A 20,726-nucleotide genomic window follows, 5' to 3' on the forward strand; every position below is an offset into this window, starting at 1 on the left:
AAAAGGCGCAGGGAGTGCGGGATTGCCCCGCGCCGGGCCGGCGCAGGGACGGAATATCGGGTGAACGTACAACAGAGCAAGTTCAGGCTGAGCCGCTGGGCGGGCGCGACACTGGCGCTCGGACTGCTGCTGTCCGGGCTGGGCGCCTGGGGGCTGGCGCTGGTCAACGAGCAACAGGCGCGGATGGCGCTGGAACGCGAGGCGGAACTGCTGGCCGAGGCGGTGACCCGCCGCGTGGAACTCTACCAGTATGGCTTGCGTGGGGTGCGCGGTGCCTTGCTGACGGCGGGCGAGGCGCACATCGACCGCGAACTGTTCCGCCGCTACAGCCTGACCCGCGACATCGACCGCGAGTTTCCCGGCGCCCGCGGCTTCGGCTTCATCCGCCGGGTGGCGGCCGCCGACGAGGCCGGGTTCCTGCGCCAGGCGCGGGCCGACGGCCAGCCGGAGTTCCGCATCCAGCAACTGACTCCGCACGATGGCGAGCGCTACGTCATCCAGTACATCGAGCCGGTGGCGCGCAACGGCCAGGCGCTGGGCCTGGACATCGCCTCGGAAGCCAATCGCCGGGAGGCCGCCCGCGCCGCCCTGGAGACCGGGCAGGTGCGCCTGACGGGGCCGATCACCCTGGTCCAGGCCAGCGGCTTGCGCCAGCAATCGTTCCTCATCCTGATGCCGATCTACCGCAGCGGCATCACTCCACCGCCGGGGCCCCAGCGCGAACTCGAAGGCTTCGGCTGGAGCTATGCGCCGCTGCTGACCGGCGAGGTGCTGGCCGGGTTGCCCATCGACAACGCGGCGATCCACCTCGAACTCAGCGACGTCACCGGCGACGGCGCTGCCGTGCCCTTCTTCGTCAACGGCGCCGCGGCGCCGGCTCAACGCCTGTTCGGCCACATGCTGCGGCGGGAGATCTACGGTCGGCACTGGCAGATGGCGTTCAGCGCACTGCCGCTGTTCGTCCAGCGCCTGCACCAGCCTTCGCCGCGCATCCTGTTCCTGGCCGGCAGCCTGGTCAGCCTGTTGCTGGCGGCGCTGGTCAACGCCAGCGCCCTCGGCCGCCAGCGCCGGCATCGGGAGGCGGCGACCCAGGCGCGACTGGCGGCGATCGTCGGCAATTCGGCGGACGGCATCATCGGCGTCGGCCTCGACGGCGTCATCAGCGACTGGAATCGCGGGGCCGAGGCGTTGTTCGGCTACCGCGAGGAGCAGGCGGTCGGGCGGCGGGTGGTGGACCTGCTGGTGCCGCCATCCAAGGAGAACGAGGAACTCGACATCCTCGCCCGCATCGCCCGTAAAGAACAGGTGGTCAGCTTCGATACCGTGCGCCGGCACCAGGATGGCCACCTGCTCGACGTGGCGGTGACCGTCTCGCCGATCCTCGGTCCGGACGGCGGCGTGGTCGGCGCCTCGAAGACCGTACGCGACATCTCCGCGAAGAAGGCCGCCGAGGCCCGCATCCGCGAACTCAATACCGGTCTGGAGCACCAGATCGCCGAGCGTACCGCCGAACTGCGTCGGTTGAACGTACTGCTCGGCAGCGTGCTGCAGGCGGCGTCCGAGGTGTCGATCATCACCCTCGACCGCGACGGCATCATCAGCGGCTTCAATCTCGGTGCCGAGCGGATGCTCGGCTACCGCGCCGACGAGGTGGTCGGCAAGGCCTCGCCGACCCTGCTGCACAGCGAGCGGGAGTTGCTCGCCCGCGGCCAGGAGCTGGGCGAGGAGGGTTTCCGCGTGCTGGTGGCGCGGGCCGAACAGGAGGGCGCCGAGACCCGCGAATGGACCTATCTGCGCAAGGACGGCTCGCCGCTCAGCGTGACGCTTTCGGTTACCGTCCTGCGCGACGAGGCTGGGGCGATCAACGGCTACCTGGGCATCGCCGTCGATGTCACCGAATGGCGCAACGCCGAGCGCGAGATGGCCGCGGCGCGCGACCAGTTGCAAATGGCCGCCGACGTGGCGCGCCTGGGCATCTGGCGCTGGAACCTGGCCGACGACAGCCTGCAGTGGAACGAGCGCATGTGCGAGCTGTATGGCCAGCCGCTGGCGTTGCGCGACGGCGGCCTGGTCTACGAGCATTGGCGCAGCCGCCTGCATCCGGAAGACCTCGAGCGCACCGAGGCCAGCCTGCGCGCGGCGGTGGAGGGGCGCGGCAACTACGATGTGATCTTCCGCGTGGTGCTGCCCGACGGCGGCATCCGCTTCATCCAGGCCGGCGCGCAGGTCGAGCGCGACGCCGACGGCAACCCGCTGCAGGTCACCGGGATCAATATCGATATCACCAGCGACCAGCAACTGCAGGCGCGCCTGCGCGAGGCCAAGGAGCAGGCGGACGCCGCCAGCGCGGCGAAGTCGTCGTTCCTGGCGAACATGAGCCACGAGATCCGCACGCCGATGAATGCCGTGCTGGGCATGCTGCAACTGGCCCGGCAGACTGATCTCAACGAACGCCAGCGCGACTACCTGGACAAGGCCAGCTCGGCGGCAACCTCGTTGCTCGGCCTGCTCAACGACATCCTCGACTACTCGAAGATCGAGGCCGGCAAACTGGTCCTGGAAATGCTCCCCTTCGAGCTGGAGCCGCTGATGCAGGACCTGGCCGTGGTGCTCTCCGGCAACCAGGGCGACAAGGACGTCGAGGTGATCTTCGACATCGATCCCGAGCTGCCCAGCGCGGTGGTCGGCGACCGCCTGCGCCTGCAGCAGATCCTCATCAACCTGGCCGGCAACGCACTGAAGTTCACCGCCCGCGGGCACGTCCTGGTGAGCTTGCGGCGTCTGGCGCACGACGCCCACCTGGTGCGCCTGCGGGTGCTGGTGGCGGACACCGGCATCGGCATCAGCGCGGAACAGCAGCAGCGCATCTTCGAAGGTTTCACCCAGGCCGAGGCGTCCACCTCGCGACGCTTCGGCGGCACCGGCCTCGGCCTGTTCATCTGCAAGCGCCTGGTCGACCTGATGGGCGGCGAGTTGCGGGTCGAGAGCGCGCCGGGCAGCGGTAGCCGGTTCTGGTTCGACCTGGACCTCGACGTCGCCCACGACCAACCGCTGCGTGCGGCCTGCCCCGGGGCCGGCGAACCGCTGCGGCTGCTGGTGGCGGACGACAACCTGGTGGCCGGCGAGCTGCTCGAACGCACGGTCGGCGCCCTCGGCTGGCGCGCCGACTGCGTCGGCAGCGGCAGCGAGGCGGTGGCGCGGGTCCAGGCGGCGATGGCCGAGGGCCGTCGCTACGACGTGGTGCTGATGGATTGGCGCATGCCCGATCTCGACGGCCTCAGCGCGGCGCAACTGATCCGCCAGTTGCAGGGCGACCTGCCGCCGCCCATGGTGATCATGATCACCGCCTATGGCCGCGAGGTGCTGGCCGATGCGCGCGACCACAGCGCGCCGCCCTTCGTCGATTTTCTCACCAAGCCGGTCACGCCCAAGCAACTGGCCGACTCGGTGCTGCATGCCCTGCACGGTGAACAGGGCGCCCCGGCCAACCCGCCGCCGCGCCCGGTGGAGCGCACCCAGCGGTTGCGGGGCGTGCGTCTGCTGGTAGTGGAGGACAACGCGCTGAACCGCCAGGTCGCCGCCGAGCTGTTGAGCAGCGAGGGCGCCCGGGTGGCCCTCGCCGACGGTGGGCTGGCGGGCGTTCAGCAGGTGCTGGAGGCGAGCGTGCCGTTCGACGCGGTGCTGATGGACATGCAGATGCCGGATATCGATGGTCTCGAGGCGACCCGGCGAATCCGCGCCGACGGGCGCTTCGCCGGGCTGCCGATCCTGGCCATGACCGCCAACGCCTCGCTGGCCGACCGCGAAGCCTGCCTGGCGGCGGGCATGAACGACCATGTGGCGAAGCCGATCGACAAGGAGCGCCTGGTGCTTTGCCTGCTCGGTCATCTCGGCAGGAGCGGCGCCAGGGGCGCGCCGGCAACGGCAGCGGACGCGGGCGAACTGGTCGAGGCGCGGGGCGATATCGTCGGGCGTTTCGGCGGCAGCCTGGAGCTGATCGTCCAGGTGTTGCGGCGCTTCGTTCCGGATATGCAGGACCTCTTCGCCCAGCTCGAACGCCAGCTCGGCGAGGGCGATGTCCAGGGCAGCGCCGCGACCCTGCATACCATCAAGGGCAGCGCGTCCACCGTTGGCGCCAGCGCCCTGGCCGGCCGTGCCAGCGAGCTGGAGCAGGCCCTGCGCCGCGCCGATCCGCGGCGCGGCATGGAAATCCTCGCCGGCATCCGCCTCGACGAACTGCGCACCCTGTGCGATGCCTGCCTGCTCCGCCTGCAGGCGATGTTCGGCGACGTGCAGGCGGAGTCGGCGAGCTGAACCCCCCGATACTCCTGAAGCCCGCCCAGGTCTTGAGCGACATCCTCTTCCTGTCGTTCAGTGCCTTCAGGCGTCGCGCAGCAGGTCGTGGGCGTTGAGCAGGGCGTAGGCGACTTCCGGGCGCTTCTCCAGGCCGCGGCGGATGGCGGCGGGAATCGCCTGGCGGGTCTTGCGGCAGAGCCCCGGCTGCTCCTCGAAGCGCATGCGGATGCCGCGCATGCTGCGCACCTCGCCGAAGGCCGGGGCGATCCGCAGGCGGATGCCCAGTTGTTCCTCCATGCGCCGCAGCAGGTGTTCCAGGTCTTCCAGGCTGCGCAGGGCTTCCAGGCGAGCGGCCAGGCGCTGCTCTTCCTGGCGGGTCAGGAGGAGGATGCGACGGTCCGCGCCGGGCGCCTCCAGGCGCTCGCGTTCGCAGACGCAGGCGCCGGGCGGGCAGGGCTGGCGGAGGGGCGGGGAAGCGCTCATGGCACCATCATAGCCAGGACCGGCGTCCCGCGCCGCTACGCTCCGTCGCCCTCGCGAGCGCGCCTCAGCGCTTCAGCGGCACCTTGGCCTGCTGCTCCAGGCCGCTGAGGATGGCGTAGGCGATCTTCACCCGCTCGGCATTGGGATAGTTGCGGTTGGCCAGGATCACCAGGCCCAGGTCGCGGCCCGGAATGAACGCCACGTAGGCGCCGAAGCCGTTGGTGGAGCCGGTCTTGTTCAGCAGGCGCTGGCCCTCCAGCGCCTGTGGCGCGGGCAGCCTGGCGATCCTGTGTGGTTGCAGCGCCATCGGCGTCGAGTTGCCGGCCTGCAGGCGCTTCAGGGAGATCGGCCAGTCGTAGGCTTCCCAGCCCAGGCCCTGGGTCATGTCGCCGACCTTGTAGTAACCGCGATGGGTGGCATCGAGCGCCTGCGCCCAGGGCCTGTCCAGGCGCTCCGGATGCAGGTTGGCATCGACGAAGCGCAGCAGGTCGGCCGCGCTGGTCTTCACCCCGTAGCCTTCGGCATCCAGCGGGCCGGGACCGACCCGTAGCGGGCGGTCGTCCTTGCCGTAGCCCTGGGCGTACTGCGCCAGCGCCGCCTCGGGCACGTCGAGGTGGGTCTGTTCGAGGCCCAGTGCCGGGAACAATTGCTGCTCCATGAGCCGTTCGAACGGCTGGCCCAGGCTGCGCGCGGCGAGATAGCCGAACAGGCCGATGCTCGGGTTGGAATAGAGGCGCTGGCTGCCCGGCGCGTAGGTCGGCTGCCACTGGCGGTAGTAGTCGCGGATCTGTGCCTGGTCCTTCTGCACCGAGTCGGGGAACTGCAGCGGCAAGCCGCCGGCGGTATAGGTCGCGAGGTCGAGCAGGCTGATGCCGTCGAAGCGGCTGCCCTGCAGCGCCGGCCAGTGCTGGCTGGCGCGGTCGTCGAGGCGCATCTTGTCCTGGGCCAGGGCATAGCCGGCGAGGGTGGCGGTGAAGGTCTTGCTCACCGAGCCGATCTCGAACAGGGTCTCCGGCGTCACCCGGCGGCCGTCCTCTTTCGAGGCCAGCCCATAGCTGAAGTAATGCGGTTCTCCTTTCAGGCTGATGGCTACGGCCAAGCCCGGAATGTCATTGGCCTTCATCACCGGTTGTACGGCGGCGTCGACCAGTGCCTTCAGGCGATCCGCCGGGGCCTCATCGGCAATGGCCGGGGTGGTGGCGAACAGCAGTGTGGAAGCGGCGATGCCGCACAGGCAGGGGAATCTGGTATCGCGCATGAGGATTGGCGTCCTTTGTCGTTGGCTGCATGAGAAACCGCCCCGGGAGCGCTCCTTGATCGGCGGGCGGGGAAAATCTAGGCTTGCGCAGGATTTGCGGCAAACGACGAATACTCGCGGCAGCCATTAGAAAAATTTGGAGCAGAGATTGGTTCGACCCCATTTGCCGCTGAACGCCCTGCGCGCCTTCGAAGCCTCGGCCCGGCACCTGAGCTTCACCCGCGCGGCCATCGAGCTGTGCGTGACCCAGGCGGCGGTCAGCCACCAGGTGAAGAGCCTCGAGGAGCGTCTCGGCGTGGCCCTGTTCAAGCGTCTGCCGCGCGGCCTCATGCTGACCCACGAGGGCGAGAGCCTGCTGCCGGTGCTGTGTGACTCCTTCGACCGCATCGCCGGCCTGCTGGAACGCTTCGAGGGTGGCCACTACCGGGACGTGCTCACCGTCGGCGCGGTCGGAACCTTCACGGTCGGTTGGCTGCTGCCGCGGCTGGAGGACTTCCAGGCGCGCCATCCCTTCATCGATCTGCGCCTGTCCACCCACAACAACCGCGTCGACATCGCCGCCGAGGGGCTCGACTACGCGATCCGCTTCGGCGGCGGCGCCTGGCACGGCACCGAGGCGCTGGCGTTGTTCGAGGCGCCGCTGACGGTGCTCTGCTGCCCGGAGGTCGCCGCCCAGTTGCACAGTCCCGCCGACCTGCTGCAGCACACCCTGCTGCGCTCCTACCGCGCCGACGAGTGGCCGCTGTGGTTCCAGGCGGCCGGACTGCCGGCGCACGCGCCGCTGACCCGGAGCATCGTCTTCGACACCTCGCTGGCCATGCTCGAGGCGGCCCGCCAGGGTGTCGGCGTGGCCCTGGCGCCGGCGGCGATGTTCGCCCGGCAACTGGCCAGCGAGAGCATCCGGCGTCCGTTCGCCACCGAAGTGAGTACCGGCAGCTACTGGCTGACGCGCTTGCAGTCGCGGGGGGAGACCAGCGCGATGCTGGCGTTCAGGGAGTGGTTGCTGGAGAGGGCTGCCGTTGAGGCGCGGGGGAGATAACGGTTATGCAGGCGATTCAAGTGTCGATGAAGAAGTAATCACCTTCCTCGCGCCTTTCTTTATACGCTCGGGCTCTCCCAAGGTTGATACGGTTTGAGGCGTTGGGGTTGTGATTGGAATTGCTGACGGCGTGGTGGATATGGACCGGCTCGTCGGCGTTGCTGATCGCTCCGCTAAGCGTCACTCCCAGGCTGGCGGCATAGGCCCGGCGTGCCGCAACGATCTCGCTCTCGAGCATGCCTGCTTTCCCTGCTGCGGCAACGACGGCAAGTTCGCATAGGCGGCCAGCCTTCCTCGGGGAAACCCTCAGGTCGGCGCCTGCGGACTACAGGGCAAGCAGCGCTTTGGATGGAGCGCAGCCATTTCTGCTGCGCTCTTCGGTTGTCTCCAGGAGCGGACTCATATGGCCTCTTGAAAACTGTCGGTGGATTGCCAGCAGTATCGACGATGGTGCGCTTAAAGCAATGCGGAGCAGGCGGAGATGGCGAAACGGCGGATAACGCTTCGCGTTATGCGCCCTACGGGAGCGGTGCCCGGCGTTGCCGGCGGAAGGCGTCTACGGCTTTCCGGTTCCCGCGTCGAAATACGATCCGCCGTTGCTCGGCAGTCCCGTCCACATCTCGTCGAGATTGCGGAAGTTCCAGGCCTCCGCCGGCTCGAAGCCGACGATTCGGTCGGTCTGTCCGGCCCTACCCAGGTCTATCACCTGCTGCGGGATCGGCACCTTCGAGCGGGCCGAGAAGAATACCTTGACCCGTGGCGTCAGCAGCGAGCGGCCGTGTTGCTCGAGGACCACGCCGAGGCGCCCGCTTTCCAGCCTGACCAGCGCGCCGACCGGGTAGATGCCCACCGCCTTGACGAAGGCGCGGAACACCTGCGGGTCGAAGTGCCCGTTCCATTCGGCCATGCGCCGGATCGCCTCGGCGGCGTTCCAGCCCTTCTTGTAGGGACGGTCGGAGGTGATCGCGTCGTAGACGTCGCACACCGTGCCCATCCGCGCCAGCAGGCTGATCTGCTCCTGCGCCAGGCCGAAGGGGTAGCCGGTGCCGTCGATGCGCTCGTGGTGGTGCAGACAGACATCCACCACCAGGGCGCTGACCTGGCGGCAATCGAGCAGCATCCGCGCACCGTTCTGCGGATGCCGGCGGACCAGGCCGAATTCCTGCTCGGTGAGCTTGCCGGGCTTGTTCAGGATCGGATCGGGTACCGCCATCTTGCCGATGTCGTGCAGCAGCCCGGCCAGCCCCGCCTCGTGTACCAGCGGGTCGGACAGTTCGAGCTGGCGGGCGAGGGCGATCATCAGCGCGCAGACCGCCACCGAATGCATGTAGGTGTATTCATCCGAGGTCTTCAGCCGTACCAGGCTGACCAGCGCGTTGGGATGGCGCAGCACCGAGGCGGAGATTTCGTCCACCAGGTCCGATGCATGCGCGGTGTCGATGGCCTGGCCCATGCGCGCGTCGTGGAACATGCTGACCACGGCGGCCTTGGCGCGGCCGCAGAGCAGGGCGGCGTGGCGGATTTCCTCCTCCAGGGCGACCCGCGCCGGCGCAGGGCCGGCCGGCATGGTGACCGGCAGGACCGCAGCGGCCGAGACCGCCGCTTCCTCCGGGAGGTCGAGGCCCTTGCCGGCGTCGATCCAGACCTCCTTCACGGCGCTTTCGCGCAGGCGCTGCAGGTCGGACTGGTTGTCGAGCAGGAAGCCGCCCTTTTTCCAGAACGGGTGGTCCAGCCACGAGCCGCAAAGGCTCTGGACGAACATACCGAGGCGAAGCTGGGTTACCGGAATGCGTTTCAGCACGATGGGCTCGACCTCGAGACTGGGCCAGGTGGCTGTCTCCTAACGGTAGCCGAGATGGGCCGGCGGGAGTGAGAGATGCCCGTCAGTTCGTCGGCGTGACCTTCGCTTGGCTGCGTATCGTTCTGTATCCGCGTACTCCCGGCATACAAATCCCTCCGCCGACGGTACAGCCCCGATACATCGCCCTGGCGAAGTGGCCCTATCCAAACCGGCGCCAGCCAGGTCCTCGCGCTGGCGGAGACGGCGGTGGAAACCTACGGCGGCGATAGCACGGGCCAAATCTCAGTCGCGGCGCTCGACGAGCGCGTCCTGGTGTACAGCCATCAAGCGTTGCGCGTTGGGCGTGAGATGGCCGCTGTGCCAGATGAAATGGATCTCGGTGGTGCCATAGTCGCGCAACGGATGCGCGCGGACCTGGTGGTTGCCAGGTAGCGTCGCAAGCACGGAGCGCAGCACCCAGGCGGCACCCATGCCTGCGCTGACGCAGGCGAGCATGGTGTGGTAGGACTCGATTTCCAGCACTGGCAGTTGTTGCAGGCAGTCGGCTTCCTCCAGCCAGCGATCCATGCGGAAGCGGAACGAGCAGTCGTGACGGAACCCATACAGTTCGGCGCAACGCAGGTCGCGCGGACTGGTGATCGGTGGATGATCCAGCTCGGTAACCAGCACCATTTCGTCGACGAAGGCCAGGCTACTTTCCAGGGTCTGAGAGCGCACGGGACCATCGCTCAGGGCCAGGTCTAGCACTCCATCCGAGACCTGCTGCACCAAGGCTTCCGAGGCTTCGCTGCGGATGTCCAGTTCGATCGCGCGGTGGCGTTGGCGGAACCGCCCGATCAGGCATGGCATGAAGGCGACCAGAACCACGTCGAGGGCACCTACCACCAGGCGGCCGCCGCTCTCTTCGTTGCGCATCATGGCCCGGGTACTGTCGCTGAGATCAAGGATTCGCCGGGCATGCTCCAGCAGACGCCGACCGTCCGGCGACAGGCGCAGACGCTGGTGCTCGCGCAGGAACAGCTGGCAGCCGAGGTCTTCCTCAAGCTGGCGGATGCGTACGGAGAGACTCGACGGGACACGGTTCAGCGCCTTCGCCGCGGCGTTGATCGAGCCGGTGTGGGCCACGGCGCAGAAGGCGCGGAGCTGAGACAATTGCACCTGGGTATTCTCGCTTTGCGAATCGTTGGCTGAATATTTTTCGATTTCCAGAATACCTTGTCGTTCGCTACCGTTCGCCCGTCCTTACGTCCGGTGATCGGATCCCGGCGTTCCTTCCCGGCTTGCGGGCCTATCGCGTCCGCTCATGGAGAGATTACATGGATCTGCAACTCGCACAGCGCAGGGTGCTGGTTAGTGGCGGTTCGCGCGGTATCGGCCGCGCCATCGTCGAACATTTTCTCGCCGAAGGGGCCGAGGTGGCCTTCTGCGCCCGTGGTGAGGCGGGCGTGGCCGAAGCAGCGGATTGCTTCGGCGAGCGTGCCTTTGGCATGTCTGTGGACATCACCGACCCGCAGCAGGTGCGCGGTTGGGTAACGCGCTCGGCGCTGCACTTGGGCGGCATCGACATCGTTGTGCCCAACGTCAGCGCGCTGGCCGGTGGCGGAGACCTGGACACCTGGCGGCGCGCTTTCGAGACCGACCTGCTGGGCAGCGTGGGCATGGTCGCTGCCGCCCTGCCGTGGTTGAAACGCTCCGAGGCTGCCTCGGTGGTGCTGATCTCCAGTGTTTCCGGCCGCGAGGTGGACATGTTCGCCGAGCCCTATGGCGTGCTCAAGGCGGCCCTGGTCCACTACGGGAAGACGCTTGCCAGCCGCCATGCGGAGGACGGCATTCGGGTCAATACGGTGTCGCCGGGCAACGTCTATTTCGAAGATGGCGTATGGGGCGCGATCGAACGGGATAGCCCGGAAACCTTCGCCCGTTGTCTCGCCGCCAATCCCATGGGGCGCATGGCGCGACCCGACGAGGTGGCGCGGGCGGTGCTGTTCCTGGCCAGCCCGGCGGCCAGCTTCACCACCGGAACCAACCTGCTGGTGGACGGCGGGTTGACCCGGGGCGTGCAGTTCTGAGCAGAGTGCCGGAGGCTCAGGCCTCTACCAGCTCCGGCGCATCCCGCCGCTGTTCCGTCGGCGCATGGGGCGCCGGCTTGCCGAGGATCAGGTCGGCGGCCTTCTCGCCGATCATGATCGCCGGGGCGTTGGTATTGCCGGTGATCAGCGTCGGCATGATCGACGCATCGGCCACCCGCAGGCCTTGCAGGCCGTGCACGCGCAACTGGTCGTCGACCACCGCGAGCTGGTCGTGGCCCATCTTGCAGGTGCCGACCGGATGGAACACGGTGCCCAGGTTGGCGCGGATCCAGGCCTCGATCTGGCCGCGGCTGGAAACCTGCGGGCCCGGTACCAGCTCGCCCTTGAGGTGACGGGCGAAGCTGCGGCTGGCGGCCAGTTTGCGGACCAGTTGGAAACCCTGGACCAGGGTATCGAGGTCGGCAGGGTGGCTGAGGAAGTTGGCTTCGATCAGCGGCCGGTCGTGCGGGTCCGGCGAGTTCAGGCGGACCCGCCCGCGGCTCTGCGGGTGCATCACCGCGACGTGCAGGCTGACCCCGTGGCCGAAGGGGACCAGGCGCTGCGGCTGGTTCTTCAGCGCGGGGGCGACGATCAGACCCAGCTCCGGGGTCTCTGCCTGCGGGTCGAGGCGGAGGAAGCCACCGGACTCGACGGTGTTCGAGGTCAGCGCCCCGCGCCGGCCGAACAGGTACTGCCAGGGCGAGCGCAGCAGCGGCAGCCAGCCCTTCGGCGAGAAACCCAGGCCGTAGCCGAGCTTGGCCTCGGTGCGGTACATCAGCACGATGTCCTGGTGGTCCTGCAGGTTCTCGCCGACCCCAGGCAACTCATGGCGCTGGACGATACCGTGGCGCGCCAGTTCCGCGGCCGGGCCGATGCCGGAGAGCAACAGGAGCTGCGGCGAGTTGATCGAGCCGGCGCTGAGGATCACTTCGCGGCGTGCCTGCAATTGCACGACCTCGCCAGCCTGGCTGATCTCCACGCCGGTGGCGCGGGTGCCTTCCAGCAGCACGCGCAGGGTCAGCGCCGAGCTGAGGACGGTGAGGTTGGGCCGCGCCAGGGCCGGGTGCAGGAAGGCGCGCGCCGCGCTACAGCGTTCGCCGTTGACCTGGGTGACGTGGAACGGGCCGATGCCTTCCTGGCGCTCGCCGTTGAAGTCGGCGTTGTACGGCCAGCCCATTTCCTCGGCGGCCTGGAAGAACACCTGGTTGATCGGCCCCGGGCTGCGCTGCGCGGCGACGTTCAATTCGCCGCCGCGCCCGTGCCAGGGCGATTCGCCCGGCTCGAAATGTTCCGAGCGGCGAAAGTAGGGGAGCAGCTCGTCGTAGCTCCAGCCACGGTTGCCGAGGGATGCCCAGCGGTCGTAGTCGTGGCGGTCGCCGCGGATGTAGATCATCCCGTTGATCGCGCTGGAGCCGCCCCAGACCTTGCCGCGCGGGCAGGCGATCGGCTGGTTGGCGGTGCCGGGCTGGGCGGCGAAGCGATGCATCCAGTTCCACTTCGGGTTGGCGATCAGGCGGATGATCCCGGCCGGCGTGCGGATGTAGGCGGCGGGGAGCGGCGTGCGGTCGCTGGGGCCGGCCTCGACCAGGCAGACCGAGACGGCGGGATCGGCGGAAAGACGGTTGGCCAGGACGCAACCGGCGGAGCCGGCGCCGACCACGATGTAGTCGAACGAGCGGCGGGCAGTGGAAGTCATGTCGGCACCTTTCTGGGTGTGCTGCCGGGCCTCGCCCGGCGTTCTTTTTCGCCCCGCGCCCATGGGCGCGACGCTACTCCATTGGACGGGGAAGCGCGCCCGGCCGCTTGTCCCAGCCTGCCGGCGGGGTTGACCGAGGCTGCCAGGCGGCGCGCTACAGCCCCAGCAGCGAGCCCATGTCGACTATCAGTTGCAGGCCGACGACGAAACCGTCTCCGCTCAGTTCGCGAGCGCCGGGGTTGTAGTAGTTGTCCGGGTTGAAGATGTACTGCACCGACGGCTCCAGCGCGATGTGCGGGGTCAGTGCGATGTGCGCATTGGTTTCCAGGGCGTACACGTCGCGCTGGCCGAGTTTCGCATCGCCGCCAGCGGCGATCCGCGCCTGGCGCTGGAACTCCAACTGGTGATCGTTCAGGCGCAGGTAGCTGGCCTTGAGGTTGAGCTTGTCCCGCGTGCGGTCGAAGGGCGCATGGTAGGTCAGGCCCAGCTCGGCGAAATGACGGAACGGCTGCTTGTCGTCGGCCGAGACCGACAGCGAGCCGAACAGCCCCAGCGCCCTCGGCGAATCGAGGCGGCCGCCGTCGGCGCGCCAGAACAGCTGCTGGAACTTGAAGAAGCCGCCGGCGCTGCCGTGGTCGCTGGCGCCGGTGAGCGGGTCGACCTGGTTGGCGGTGTTCAGGTAGGCGTTGAGTTCATAGTGCGAGCGGTAGGGATCGAGGCTTTCCTCGCGCTTGTCGCCGATCCCCAGCAGCAGGCTGGTGCCGCTGGCGTCGTCGGTGCCGAAATCGAGGCCATGGCGCTTCTTCAGGTAATCCACCGGGTTGGACTCGAAGGCCCCGGCGTGCAGGTACAGGGTCGGGGTCGCCCGGTACTTCAGGTAGCCGCCCCAGGCGCCGTAGGGCGGCGGCAGGATGCCGGTGGAGGCGTCGATGATCGGGTCATTGCAGGTGACCACGGTCTCGCAGTTGTAGATCAGGAAATAGCGCCGCGCATTGGTGCGTCCGAGATGGCTGTCGAGGCGTCCGCCCAGCCACTGCTGCTGCCAGGTGAGCAGGCTCAGCTGGTTGGCGCCGATGTCGTTGTGCAGCGGCGCGCCGCCGAAGTAGCTGCCCACCGCGCCCTGCCAGCTCGGCCCGGTGGGCTGACCGGTGCCGCGGTCGAGGATGAACAGGGTTTCCTCGATGTGCAGCGAGGCGCCGTCCAGGCCGGCGAGGGTGGCGAGGTCGAGGTCGGCGCCGAGGAACAGGTCGCCGCTGTTGCCGAAGCTGTGCTGGCGCGGGCCGGTGTCGAGGTTCTTCAGCGACAGGCTCCAGAACTGCGCGTGGGTCTTCACGCCGTGGCGCTGGAGTCGTTCGCCGAACCCGGCCAGCGGGCCGCTGCGGCTGTCTTCGGCGGCCTGCGCGGAGAGACCGAGGAAACCGGCGCAGACCAGCGCCGGCAAGGTGCGGAGGGTTTTCATGGCAAGGCACTCGTCTTGTTGTTGTTCTGTCGTGCGAATCGCTGTCCGCCCCAAGCGGACAGGTGCATCCGGAGCGAAGGCGGCTCAGGCGCAGAGATAGCCGCCGTCCACCGCCAGCACGGCGCCGGTGACGAAGCTGGCGCCGGGACCGCAGAGGAAGGCCGCGGCGCTGGCCACCTCGGGCGCCTCGCCCCAGCGCGCCAGCGGCGTGCGCTGCATGATCCGGCGGGTGGCCTCGACGTCGGCCTTGAGCCCGGCGCCCAGCGGCGTGTCGATCCAGCCGGGGGCGATGGCGTTGACCCGGATGCGCTCGGCGGCATACTCGCAGGCCAGGGAACGGGTCAGCTGGACGATGGCGCCCTTGCTGGCGCTGTAGGCCGGGCGGTCGGCGGAACCGAAGGTGCTGTACATCGAGGCGATGTTGAGGATGCTGCCGCCGCGCTGTGCCAGCAGCGGCCGGGCCAGTTGGCTGGCGAGCATGGCGGCGCTCAGGTTGAGGCGCAGCACCCGTTCGAAGGTCGCCAGGTCGTATTCCTCGCGGTCGCGGCTGATGCCGGCGTTGTTCACCAGCACATCCAGGCGCGGCAGCGCTTCGAACAGCCGTTGCAGGCGCTGGCTGACGGTGATGTCCAGTTCTTCCCGGCGAATCCGCGGATGACGCGGTGCGTGCACGCCGTCGGCGTCCAGGCCGAGGGCGACGACTTCGGCGCCGAGTTCGGCGAACTGCATGGCGATGGCCGCGCCGATGCCGGAGCTGCCGCCAGTGACCAGCACCTGCTGGCCGGCGTAGATATCGTGTTGGAAAACCATCGGCGATCGTTCCTTCAGGCGTCGGCCAGGGCCGGGTTGGGATTGACCAGCACCTTGACCTGCGACTTGTCGCGCAGCAGGGCCTCGAAACCGTGCTCGACGGCCTGCTCCAGGGGCACGCTGCGGGTCACTGCGCGGGCCAGGTCGAGGCGGCCGTCGGCGAGCAGGGCGATCAGCTCCGGGTAGGCGTCGCGGTAGCCGACGCTGCCGAGCAGGCGCAGTTCGCGGTTGACCAGGTCGAAGGCGTCCAGCCGGACCTCGCCCATCAGGCTCACCAGCACCAGCTCGCCACCCTTGCGCAGGCTGGCCAGGGCGGCGTCGAGGCTGGCCTGGCTGCCGGCGGCCTCGAAGGCGCAGTCGAGCGCGCCGCCCTCGCGCAGGCGCGCCGCCGTGTCGCCGTCACGGGCGTCGAGCGCCCGGCTGGCGCCGAATTCGCCGGCCAGGGCGAGGCGCTCGGGACTGACGTCGATCGCGACGATGTCCTCGATTCCGCGCAGGCGGGCGAGCATCACCAGCAGCAGGCCGATCGGGCCGAGCCCGAACACCGCGCAGCGCTGGCCCGGCGCCAGGCTGCTGCGGCGCAGCGCGTGCAGGGCCACGGCGGCTGGTTCGAGCACGGCGGCCTGGCGGAAGCCCACCGCGTCCGGCAGGCGGTGCAGCATGTAGGCCGGCACCCGCGCGAGCTCGGCGAATCCGCCGTCGCCCATCAGGCCGATGAAGCCCATCGACTCGCAGAGGTTGTAGCGGCCTTCCCGGCAGTAGCGGCATTCGCCGCAGCGGTATTCCGGCTCCACCGCGACGCGGTCGCCGATGCGCAGTCCCTCCACGCCAGGGCCGAGCGCGGCGACCACGCCGCAGAACTCATGGCCGAGGGTCAGCGGCGCGCGGCAACCGGACAGCGGGTGCGCCTCGGCCTGGGGAATCGAGTGCGGGCCGCTCTGGTATTCGTGCAGGTCGCTGCCGCAGATGCCGCAGTAGGCGACTTCCAGTTCGACTTCGCCGGGCCGCGGCGCCTGGCGTTCCAGTTCGCTCAGGCGGAGGTCGCGGGCGGCGTGCCAGCGCAGTGCTTTCATGGTTGGTTTCCTTGCAGGACGGAGGTAGGCGCGCTGCGCTGGCGCGCCAGCACGGCGGGCGCGGTTTCGCGCAGGAACAGCGAGAGGAACGCGGCGAGCAGGGCGCCGCCGCAGGACATCCACATGACGATGGACAGGCCGAAGCGGTCGGCGGCGAAGCCGGCCACGGTCGGCGCGAGGAAACCGCCGACCAGTTCGCCGAGGCCCATGATCAGGCCGAGGGCGGTGGCGATGACGCTGCGCGAGACGGTCTCCGCCGGGATGGTCGCCATGAACAGGGTGAAGCAGCCGAGCCCGGTGTAGGTCAGCAGCAACAGCAGGCCGAGGCTGGTCGCGTTCGGCGCATAGAGCAGCGCCAGCGGGCAACACGCGGCGAGCAGGGAGAACGCCACCAGGGTCGGCCGACGGCCGATGCGATCGGATATCGCCGGTACGGCGAAGCCCCAGACCACCCAGGCGACGCCCAGGCAGCTCATCAGCCTGCCCATGGTCGCCGGGCTGAAGCCGCGGGCGTTGACCAGGAAGGTCGGGGTAAAGGAAATCAGCACGATGAACCAGGTGACGAATACGCAACTGATCAGGGTGCAGAGCAGGATGTTGCGGCTCTTCAGCAGTGCCAGGCGCTTGCCTTTCGCGTCCTCCGCGCGCGGCGCCGGGCGCTGCGCACGGGGCGGGTCGGGACGCACATGGCGCCAGATCAGCCAGGCGATCAGCAGGCCCGGCAGCAACGAGACGATGAAGGCGTGACGCCAGCCGAGGGCTTCGGCCAGGGCCACCAGCAGCGGCGGGCCGATCACCGCGCCGAGCAGGCCGGCCGCCGAGCCCTGTAGCAGGCCCATGTTGAGGCCGCGGCGATGCGGCGAGGAGGCCTCGACCATCAGCGATTGCGAGAGCGGCAGGATCGGCCCCTCGGCCAGGCCCATGATGCCACGGAACAGCAGCAGGCTGAGGAAGCCGCCGACCAGCCCGGACAGCGCCGAGCACAGCGAGAACAGGATCACCGCCACGATCAGCAGCGGCTTGCGCTGGCCGCGGCGGTCGGACCAGGCGCCGACCAGCGCGCCGGATACCGCCCAGGCCAGGGCCAGCACCGAGGAGAGCATGCCCAGGTGGCTGTTGCTCAGTTGCAGCTCCTGTTCCATGAAGGGAAACAGGAAGGACAGCGCCAGGCGGTCGAAGAAGACGAAGCCGAAGGTCAGGAACAGCACGCAGAGCAGGACGTTTTCGTAACTGGCGGAATTGTTGTTATGCGCCATGTCGGTCTCCAGGCCGGGCGGGCCGGCCGGCGGGGAGGCGCGCATCCGCCGGGGCGGCGCGCGCCCGGGGTCAGCGGAACAGGGAGTCGATGTAGGCAGCGCCGACGCCGATCTTGTCGTAGTGCGCGCGGCACATCGCGATGTAGTCGTGGACGTCGAAGATGCCGTCCGCGTTGCCCTTCTCGTCGAGCCAGACCAGCGGCCCCTTGACGATGAAGAACGCACGCATCGGCTGCTCGTGCTCGTAGGCCACCAGGGTGTGGCCCTCGCCGGGCGTCTCGTAGACGAAGTCGCCGGCGGTGGCGGTCCAATCGTGCTCCAGGTAGCCCCACTTGCCGCTGATGGTGTAGGCGAACACCTCGTGCGGGTGGTAGTGGCGGTTGACCAGGCCGGCGCTCGTCGCCATCAGGATGTCGCACCAGCGGTTTTCGCTTGGCGAGATCCACAGCGGACGCGACTTCACGGTCTCGGTGAAGGGCACGTAGAGGCGCTCGTCCTCGGTCGGCGCGTTGCGCAGATAGACCTCGGGCTTGGCGTCCGGCTTGAAGCAGTCGGGAATCGGTTGCAGGTCTTTCCAGAATTCACGGGTGGCGAGTTCGGGCATGGGGCGGCCTCTGTCGTTGTTATCGTCGGGCCGACTCTAGCCATGGGCGGGCCTCCGGGTTTGACCCTGGCGGCCAGGAAACTTGCGCTTTTCGGACATGGCCTGGCGCGACCCGCGACGCGCCGCCAAGCTGGCCTGCCCAGCGTCGGAGCCGGCTGGAGGGCGATTGACGGAGGAAAGGATTCAGATGTTAATGACGGGGTGCCAGGCGCCTCGCCGACCGACCGCGACAGGTCGGCGGAGCGGCCCGGCGCCTGGCCCCGGAGGCCTTGCCTGAGGTCCGGGAGGTCCACGCAGCGTTCGACGAGAAGAATAAAAATGCCCGCACATGCCTTGCTCGAAACCCGGCGGGCCAGCACCCAGGACATTCCCCTGGAGCAGCGGCTGGCGTTCTGGGAGGACTACAACGCTTCCATCCTGGTTGGCCTGAAATGTTCGTCGTATTCCCAGGCCGGCTTCGCCGCGACCCAGGACAACCTCTGCCTCGAACGCCTGCGGCTGGCCCGCATCGGCGGCAACGAGCACGTGGTGGAGCGCGACCGCTCGATGATCCGCGCAGTGCCCAAGGAGTCGATCTTCGTCTCCCTGGTGCAGGGCAGCCAGTCGTTCTTCTACCAGGACAACGGCTGCAACCTCCTGCAACCGGGCGAGCTGGTTATCTACCGGACCGACAAGCCCTACCTGTTCGGTTTTTCCGGACCGATGCGGCAGTTCATCTTCGACATTCCCCAGGACGATTTCGCCGAGCGCTGCCTGCGCGACTTCAAGGGACCGCTGAAGATCGGCGCGGAAAGCCCGGTGCAGCGCCTGCTGGTGCGGACCCTCGGCGAGCGTACCCGGGATTTCCTCGACAGCCCCCATGGCGAGGATGCCGAGCGCTACCAGGAGGAAGCCTACGACCTGCTGGCGAGCATCATCAGCGACCATGCCGGCGAGCACCGTGCCAGCGCCCTGGGCGCGTCCTACCTGCTGGCGGCCAAGCAGTACATCCAGCAGCACCTCGACGAACCCGCCCTGAGCTGCGAGCGGGTGGCCGCCGCCACTGGCGTCTCCAGCCGGCACCTGGCGCGGCTGTTCGCCCAGGAAGGCAGCTCGCCCGGGCGCTACCTGCAGGAGCGGCGCCTGGAGCGGGCCCGCCAGTTGCTCGCTTCGCCCCAGGGCCGGCGCCTGGATGTCGCCGAGGTCGCCTATCGCCACGGCTTCTCCAGCCAGGCGCATTTCGCCCGGGCCTTCAAGGCGCGCTACGGGATGACGCCGAGCGAGGCGCGTGGCCGTTAGACCCGACTACCGTACCTTTCCTCCTCCTACTGCCAAGGACCCGTTCCGTGACCGACAAGAAAGAGCAGATCGCCCGTTTCATCCAGCGCGAATTTCCCCAGACCCGGGTCGTGGTCGAAGCCGTCGGCGAGCGTAGCGCCACGGTCTGGCAGGCGGTCGACGCCAGCGACCTGCGCCCCGGCGGCACGGTCTCCGGGCCGACCCTGATGGCCATCGCCGATGTCGCGCTGTACGTGGCGGTACTGGGCGAGATCGGCATCGTCCCGCTGGCGGTGACCACCAGCCTGACCATCAACTTCCTGCGGCGTCCGGCGGCGGACCGCCGGGTGGTCGCCGAGTGCCGCCTGATGAAGGTCGGCAAGACCCTGGCGATGGGCGAGGTCTCGCTGTTCTCCGAAGGCGACGCGGAACCGGTCGCCCATGTGGTCGGCACCTACTCGATCCCACCGGCGCACCGCCGCTGAGGGCGGTGCTCAGGCCACCCGGTGCGCCGCGCGCTGGCGCGCTTCCTCATCGGCGCGGCGCTTGAGGTAGGTGCGGGTGGCCACCGCCGGCGCGTCGCTGGCGACGGAGATCTCGTAGCTATCCTCATCGGCCTCCGCGAGTACCTTTTCCAGCGCGCCGAGGCCTTCCACGTCCTCGACGAAGGCGGCGAACAGTTGCTCGTGCATGAAAGCGCCGACGGTCTCGTCGTCCTGGGCGAAATCGCGTCCGTGGACGATGAAGTAGTGCATGCTGCCGTGGGTCTCCGGGGTGAGGATGTGCGCCGTGCGGATGTGGAATTCCGGTCGCCGCTCGGCGGGCAGGGCTGTGTCGTAGAAGGTCGCGCTGACCTGGTGCAGGCCTGGCGAGAGAAACTCCGAGGTGGTGATGCGCGCCGCCGTGGGACAGCCGTCGAGGCCGGTGGTGCGGCCCCAGACCGGCGACAGGGTGGTCGGAAGCACGTGCCGTACCAGCCGGTAGTGGCCTTCCTTCAGGTCCAGCTCATAGGGCGCCCCGGCGTAATCCGGGGTGCCGATGGTATAGGCGTGGAGGTAGGTGAGATGGGTCAGGTCCATCAGGTTCTCGTGCATGCTCACGTAGTTGCCCGGGTGTAGGAAGTAGCCCTTGGAGCAGGCCCAGCCCGGATCCTCCAGCCAGGGCCGCTGCGGCAGTCGCTTCGGGTCGGCCAGTCGCGGGTCGCCGAGCCAAATCCAGACCAGCGGGCCGCGCTCCAGAAGCGGGTAGTGACGGATGCCGACGCCGCGCGGACAGGCTTTCTGCGACGGTGTCTCGATCAACTCGCCCTGGCTGTCGTAGCGGAAACCGTGATAGCCGCAGACGATCCCGTCCCCCTCCAGGCGACTGCGCGATAGCGGGAAGGAGCGATGCGCGCAGCGGTCTTCCAGGGCTACCGCCTGGCCGGCGAGGGTGCGATAGAGCACCACGCGCTTGCCGAGCAGAGTGCGCGCGAGCAGTTCGCGGCCGACATCCTCGGCGAAGGCGGCGACGTACCACTCGTTGAAGATGAACGACGTGTCGCGCGTGGCCATCTGCGCGGCGGCCTTGCGTGAACTGGCGATGAGATTGGCGTTGGGCAGGCTCATGAGGCGTCTCCGTGGTTG

General features: G+C 68.7%; 17 protein-coding genes. 5 read left to right on the forward strand and 12 right to left on the reverse strand.

All coding sequences use genetic code 11. The features are described from left to right. Window positions 1–60 precede the first annotated feature (60 nt). Window positions 61–4,314 (forward strand): PAS domain-containing hybrid sensor histidine kinase/response regulator, encoded by a 4,254-nt coding sequence (locus tag HMPREF2924_RS16525; RefSeq protein WP_003132318.1) that lies wholly within the window; start codon window positions 61–63, stop codon window positions 4,312–4,314. A 66-nt stretch (window positions 4,315–4,380) separates the two neighbouring features. Here the strand turns inward: HMPREF2924_RS16525 and HMPREF2924_RS16530 are convergent, their stop codons facing one another. Both HMPREF2924_RS16530 and HMPREF2924_RS16535 read right to left on the reverse strand, forming a co-directional pair. Further along, the gene (locus tag HMPREF2924_RS16530; RefSeq protein ID WP_003093424.1) at window positions 4,381–4,779 is read right to left on the reverse strand and encodes a hypothetical protein; all 399 of its coding nucleotides are present in this window, start codon (window positions 4,777–4,779) and stop codon (window positions 4,381–4,383) included. 64 nt (window positions 4,780–4,843) lie between these two features. Continuing rightward, window positions 4,844–6,037, reverse strand: a complete 1,194-nt coding sequence (locus tag HMPREF2924_RS16535; RefSeq protein WP_003132320.1) for a class C beta-lactamase PDC-19a — start codon at window positions 6,035–6,037, stop codon at window positions 4,844–4,846. 148 nt (window positions 6,038–6,185) lie between these two features. On the opposite strand from HMPREF2924_RS16535, the gene ampR reads away from it, so the two are divergent. Continuing rightward, window positions 6,186–7,076 carry a LysR family transcriptional regulator AmpR gene (gene ampR, locus HMPREF2924_RS16540; protein WP_003132323.1) on the forward strand — a complete coding sequence of 297 codons (891 nt, stop codon included), beginning with the start codon at window positions 6,186–6,188 and terminating at the stop codon, window positions 7,074–7,076. Between the two features lie 16 nt (window positions 7,077–7,092). Here ampR and HMPREF2924_RS16545 read toward each other — a convergent pair whose 3' ends face one another. The 3 genes from HMPREF2924_RS16545 to HMPREF2924_RS16555 all read right to left on the reverse strand — a co-directional run bounded on the left by HMPREF2924_RS16545 (window position 7,093) and on the right by HMPREF2924_RS16555 (window position 10,035). Continuing rightward, window positions 7,093–7,314: a hypothetical protein gene (locus HMPREF2924_RS16545; RefSeq protein WP_003093418.1), complete on the reverse strand. Its 222-nt coding sequence runs from the start codon at window positions 7,312–7,314 to the stop codon at window positions 7,093–7,095. Between the two features lie 318 nt (window positions 7,315–7,632). Then, complete coding sequence (locus tag HMPREF2924_RS16550) at window positions 7,633–8,877, reverse strand: cyclic di-GMP phosphodiesterase (RefSeq protein WP_003093415.1); 1,245 nt, start codon at window positions 8,875–8,877, stop codon at window positions 7,633–7,635. Between the two features lie 282 nt (window positions 8,878–9,159). Further along, window positions 9,160–10,035, reverse strand: coding sequence for a LysR family transcriptional regulator (locus HMPREF2924_RS16555; protein WP_003093413.1), 876 nt, complete (start codon window positions 10,033–10,035; stop codon window positions 9,160–9,162). Window positions 10,036–10,193: 158 nt separating this feature from the next. Between HMPREF2924_RS16555 and HMPREF2924_RS16560 the strand changes: the two genes are divergently transcribed. After that, window positions 10,194–10,946, forward strand: a complete 753-nt coding sequence (locus HMPREF2924_RS16560) for an SDR family NAD(P)-dependent oxidoreductase (protein ID WP_003093411.1) — start codon at window positions 10,194–10,196, stop codon at window positions 10,944–10,946. Window positions 10,947–10,962: 16 nt separating this feature from the next. Here the strand turns inward: HMPREF2924_RS16560 and HMPREF2924_RS16565 are convergent, their stop codons facing one another. The 6 genes from HMPREF2924_RS16565 to HMPREF2924_RS16590 form a co-directional block, all read right to left on the reverse strand. Beyond that, on the reverse strand, window positions 10,963–12,642 hold the full coding sequence (locus HMPREF2924_RS16565) for a GMC family oxidoreductase (RefSeq protein WP_003110144.1): 1,680 nt from the start codon (window positions 12,640–12,642) through the stop codon (window positions 10,963–10,965). A 154-nt stretch (window positions 12,643–12,796) separates the two neighbouring features. Further along, on the reverse strand, window positions 12,797–14,101 hold the full coding sequence (locus HMPREF2924_RS16570; RefSeq protein ID WP_003132325.1) for a carbohydrate porin: 1,305 nt from the start codon (window positions 14,099–14,101) through the stop codon (window positions 12,797–12,799). Between the two features lie 84 nt (window positions 14,102–14,185). Beyond that, window positions 14,186–14,911: an SDR family NAD(P)-dependent oxidoreductase gene (locus tag HMPREF2924_RS16575; RefSeq protein WP_003132326.1), complete on the reverse strand. Its 726-nt coding sequence runs from the start codon at window positions 14,909–14,911 to the stop codon at window positions 14,186–14,188. Window positions 14,912–14,925: 14 nt separating this feature from the next. Further along, complete coding sequence (locus HMPREF2924_RS16580) at window positions 14,926–15,984, reverse strand: 2,3-butanediol dehydrogenase (protein ID WP_003132327.1); 1,059 nt, start codon at window positions 15,982–15,984, stop codon at window positions 14,926–14,928. Next, window positions 15,981–17,240 carry an MFS transporter gene (locus HMPREF2924_RS16585; protein WP_003132328.1) on the reverse strand — a complete coding sequence of 420 codons (1,260 nt, stop codon included), beginning with the start codon at window positions 17,238–17,240 and terminating at the stop codon, window positions 15,981–15,983. The genes HMPREF2924_RS16580 and HMPREF2924_RS16585 overlap by 4 nt, the downstream gene beginning before the upstream one ends. Window positions 17,241–17,310: 70 nt before the next feature. After that, window positions 17,311–17,844 (reverse strand): 2,4'-dihydroxyacetophenone dioxygenase family protein, encoded by a 534-nt coding sequence (locus HMPREF2924_RS16590; protein ID WP_003093399.1) that lies wholly within the window; start codon window positions 17,842–17,844, stop codon window positions 17,311–17,313. A 318-nt stretch (window positions 17,845–18,162) separates the two neighbouring features. Between HMPREF2924_RS16590 and HMPREF2924_RS16595 the strand changes: the two genes are divergently transcribed. Further along, on the forward strand, window positions 18,163–19,122 hold the full coding sequence (locus tag HMPREF2924_RS16595) for a helix-turn-helix domain-containing protein (protein WP_003093398.1): 960 nt from the start codon (window positions 18,163–18,165) through the stop codon (window positions 19,120–19,122). 47 nt (window positions 19,123–19,169) lie between these two features. Further along, window positions 19,170–19,586 (forward strand): PaaI family thioesterase, encoded by a 417-nt coding sequence (locus HMPREF2924_RS16600; RefSeq protein WP_003104529.1) that lies wholly within the window; start codon window positions 19,170–19,172, stop codon window positions 19,584–19,586. A gap of 9 nt (window positions 19,587–19,595) precedes the next feature. On the opposite strand, the gene HMPREF2924_RS16605 is transcribed toward HMPREF2924_RS16600, so the two are convergent. Continuing rightward, complete coding sequence (locus HMPREF2924_RS16605) at window positions 19,596–20,708, reverse strand: aromatic ring-hydroxylating oxygenase subunit alpha (RefSeq protein WP_003132329.1); 1,113 nt, start codon at window positions 20,706–20,708, stop codon at window positions 19,596–19,598. Between the last annotated feature and the right edge of the window lie 18 nt (window positions 20,709–20,726).

It is taken from the genome of Pseudomonas sp. HMSC063H08 (assembly GCF_001813645.1).
GTDB classification, from domain to species: domain Bacteria; phylum Pseudomonadota; class Gammaproteobacteria; order Pseudomonadales; family Pseudomonadaceae; genus Pseudomonas; species Pseudomonas aeruginosa.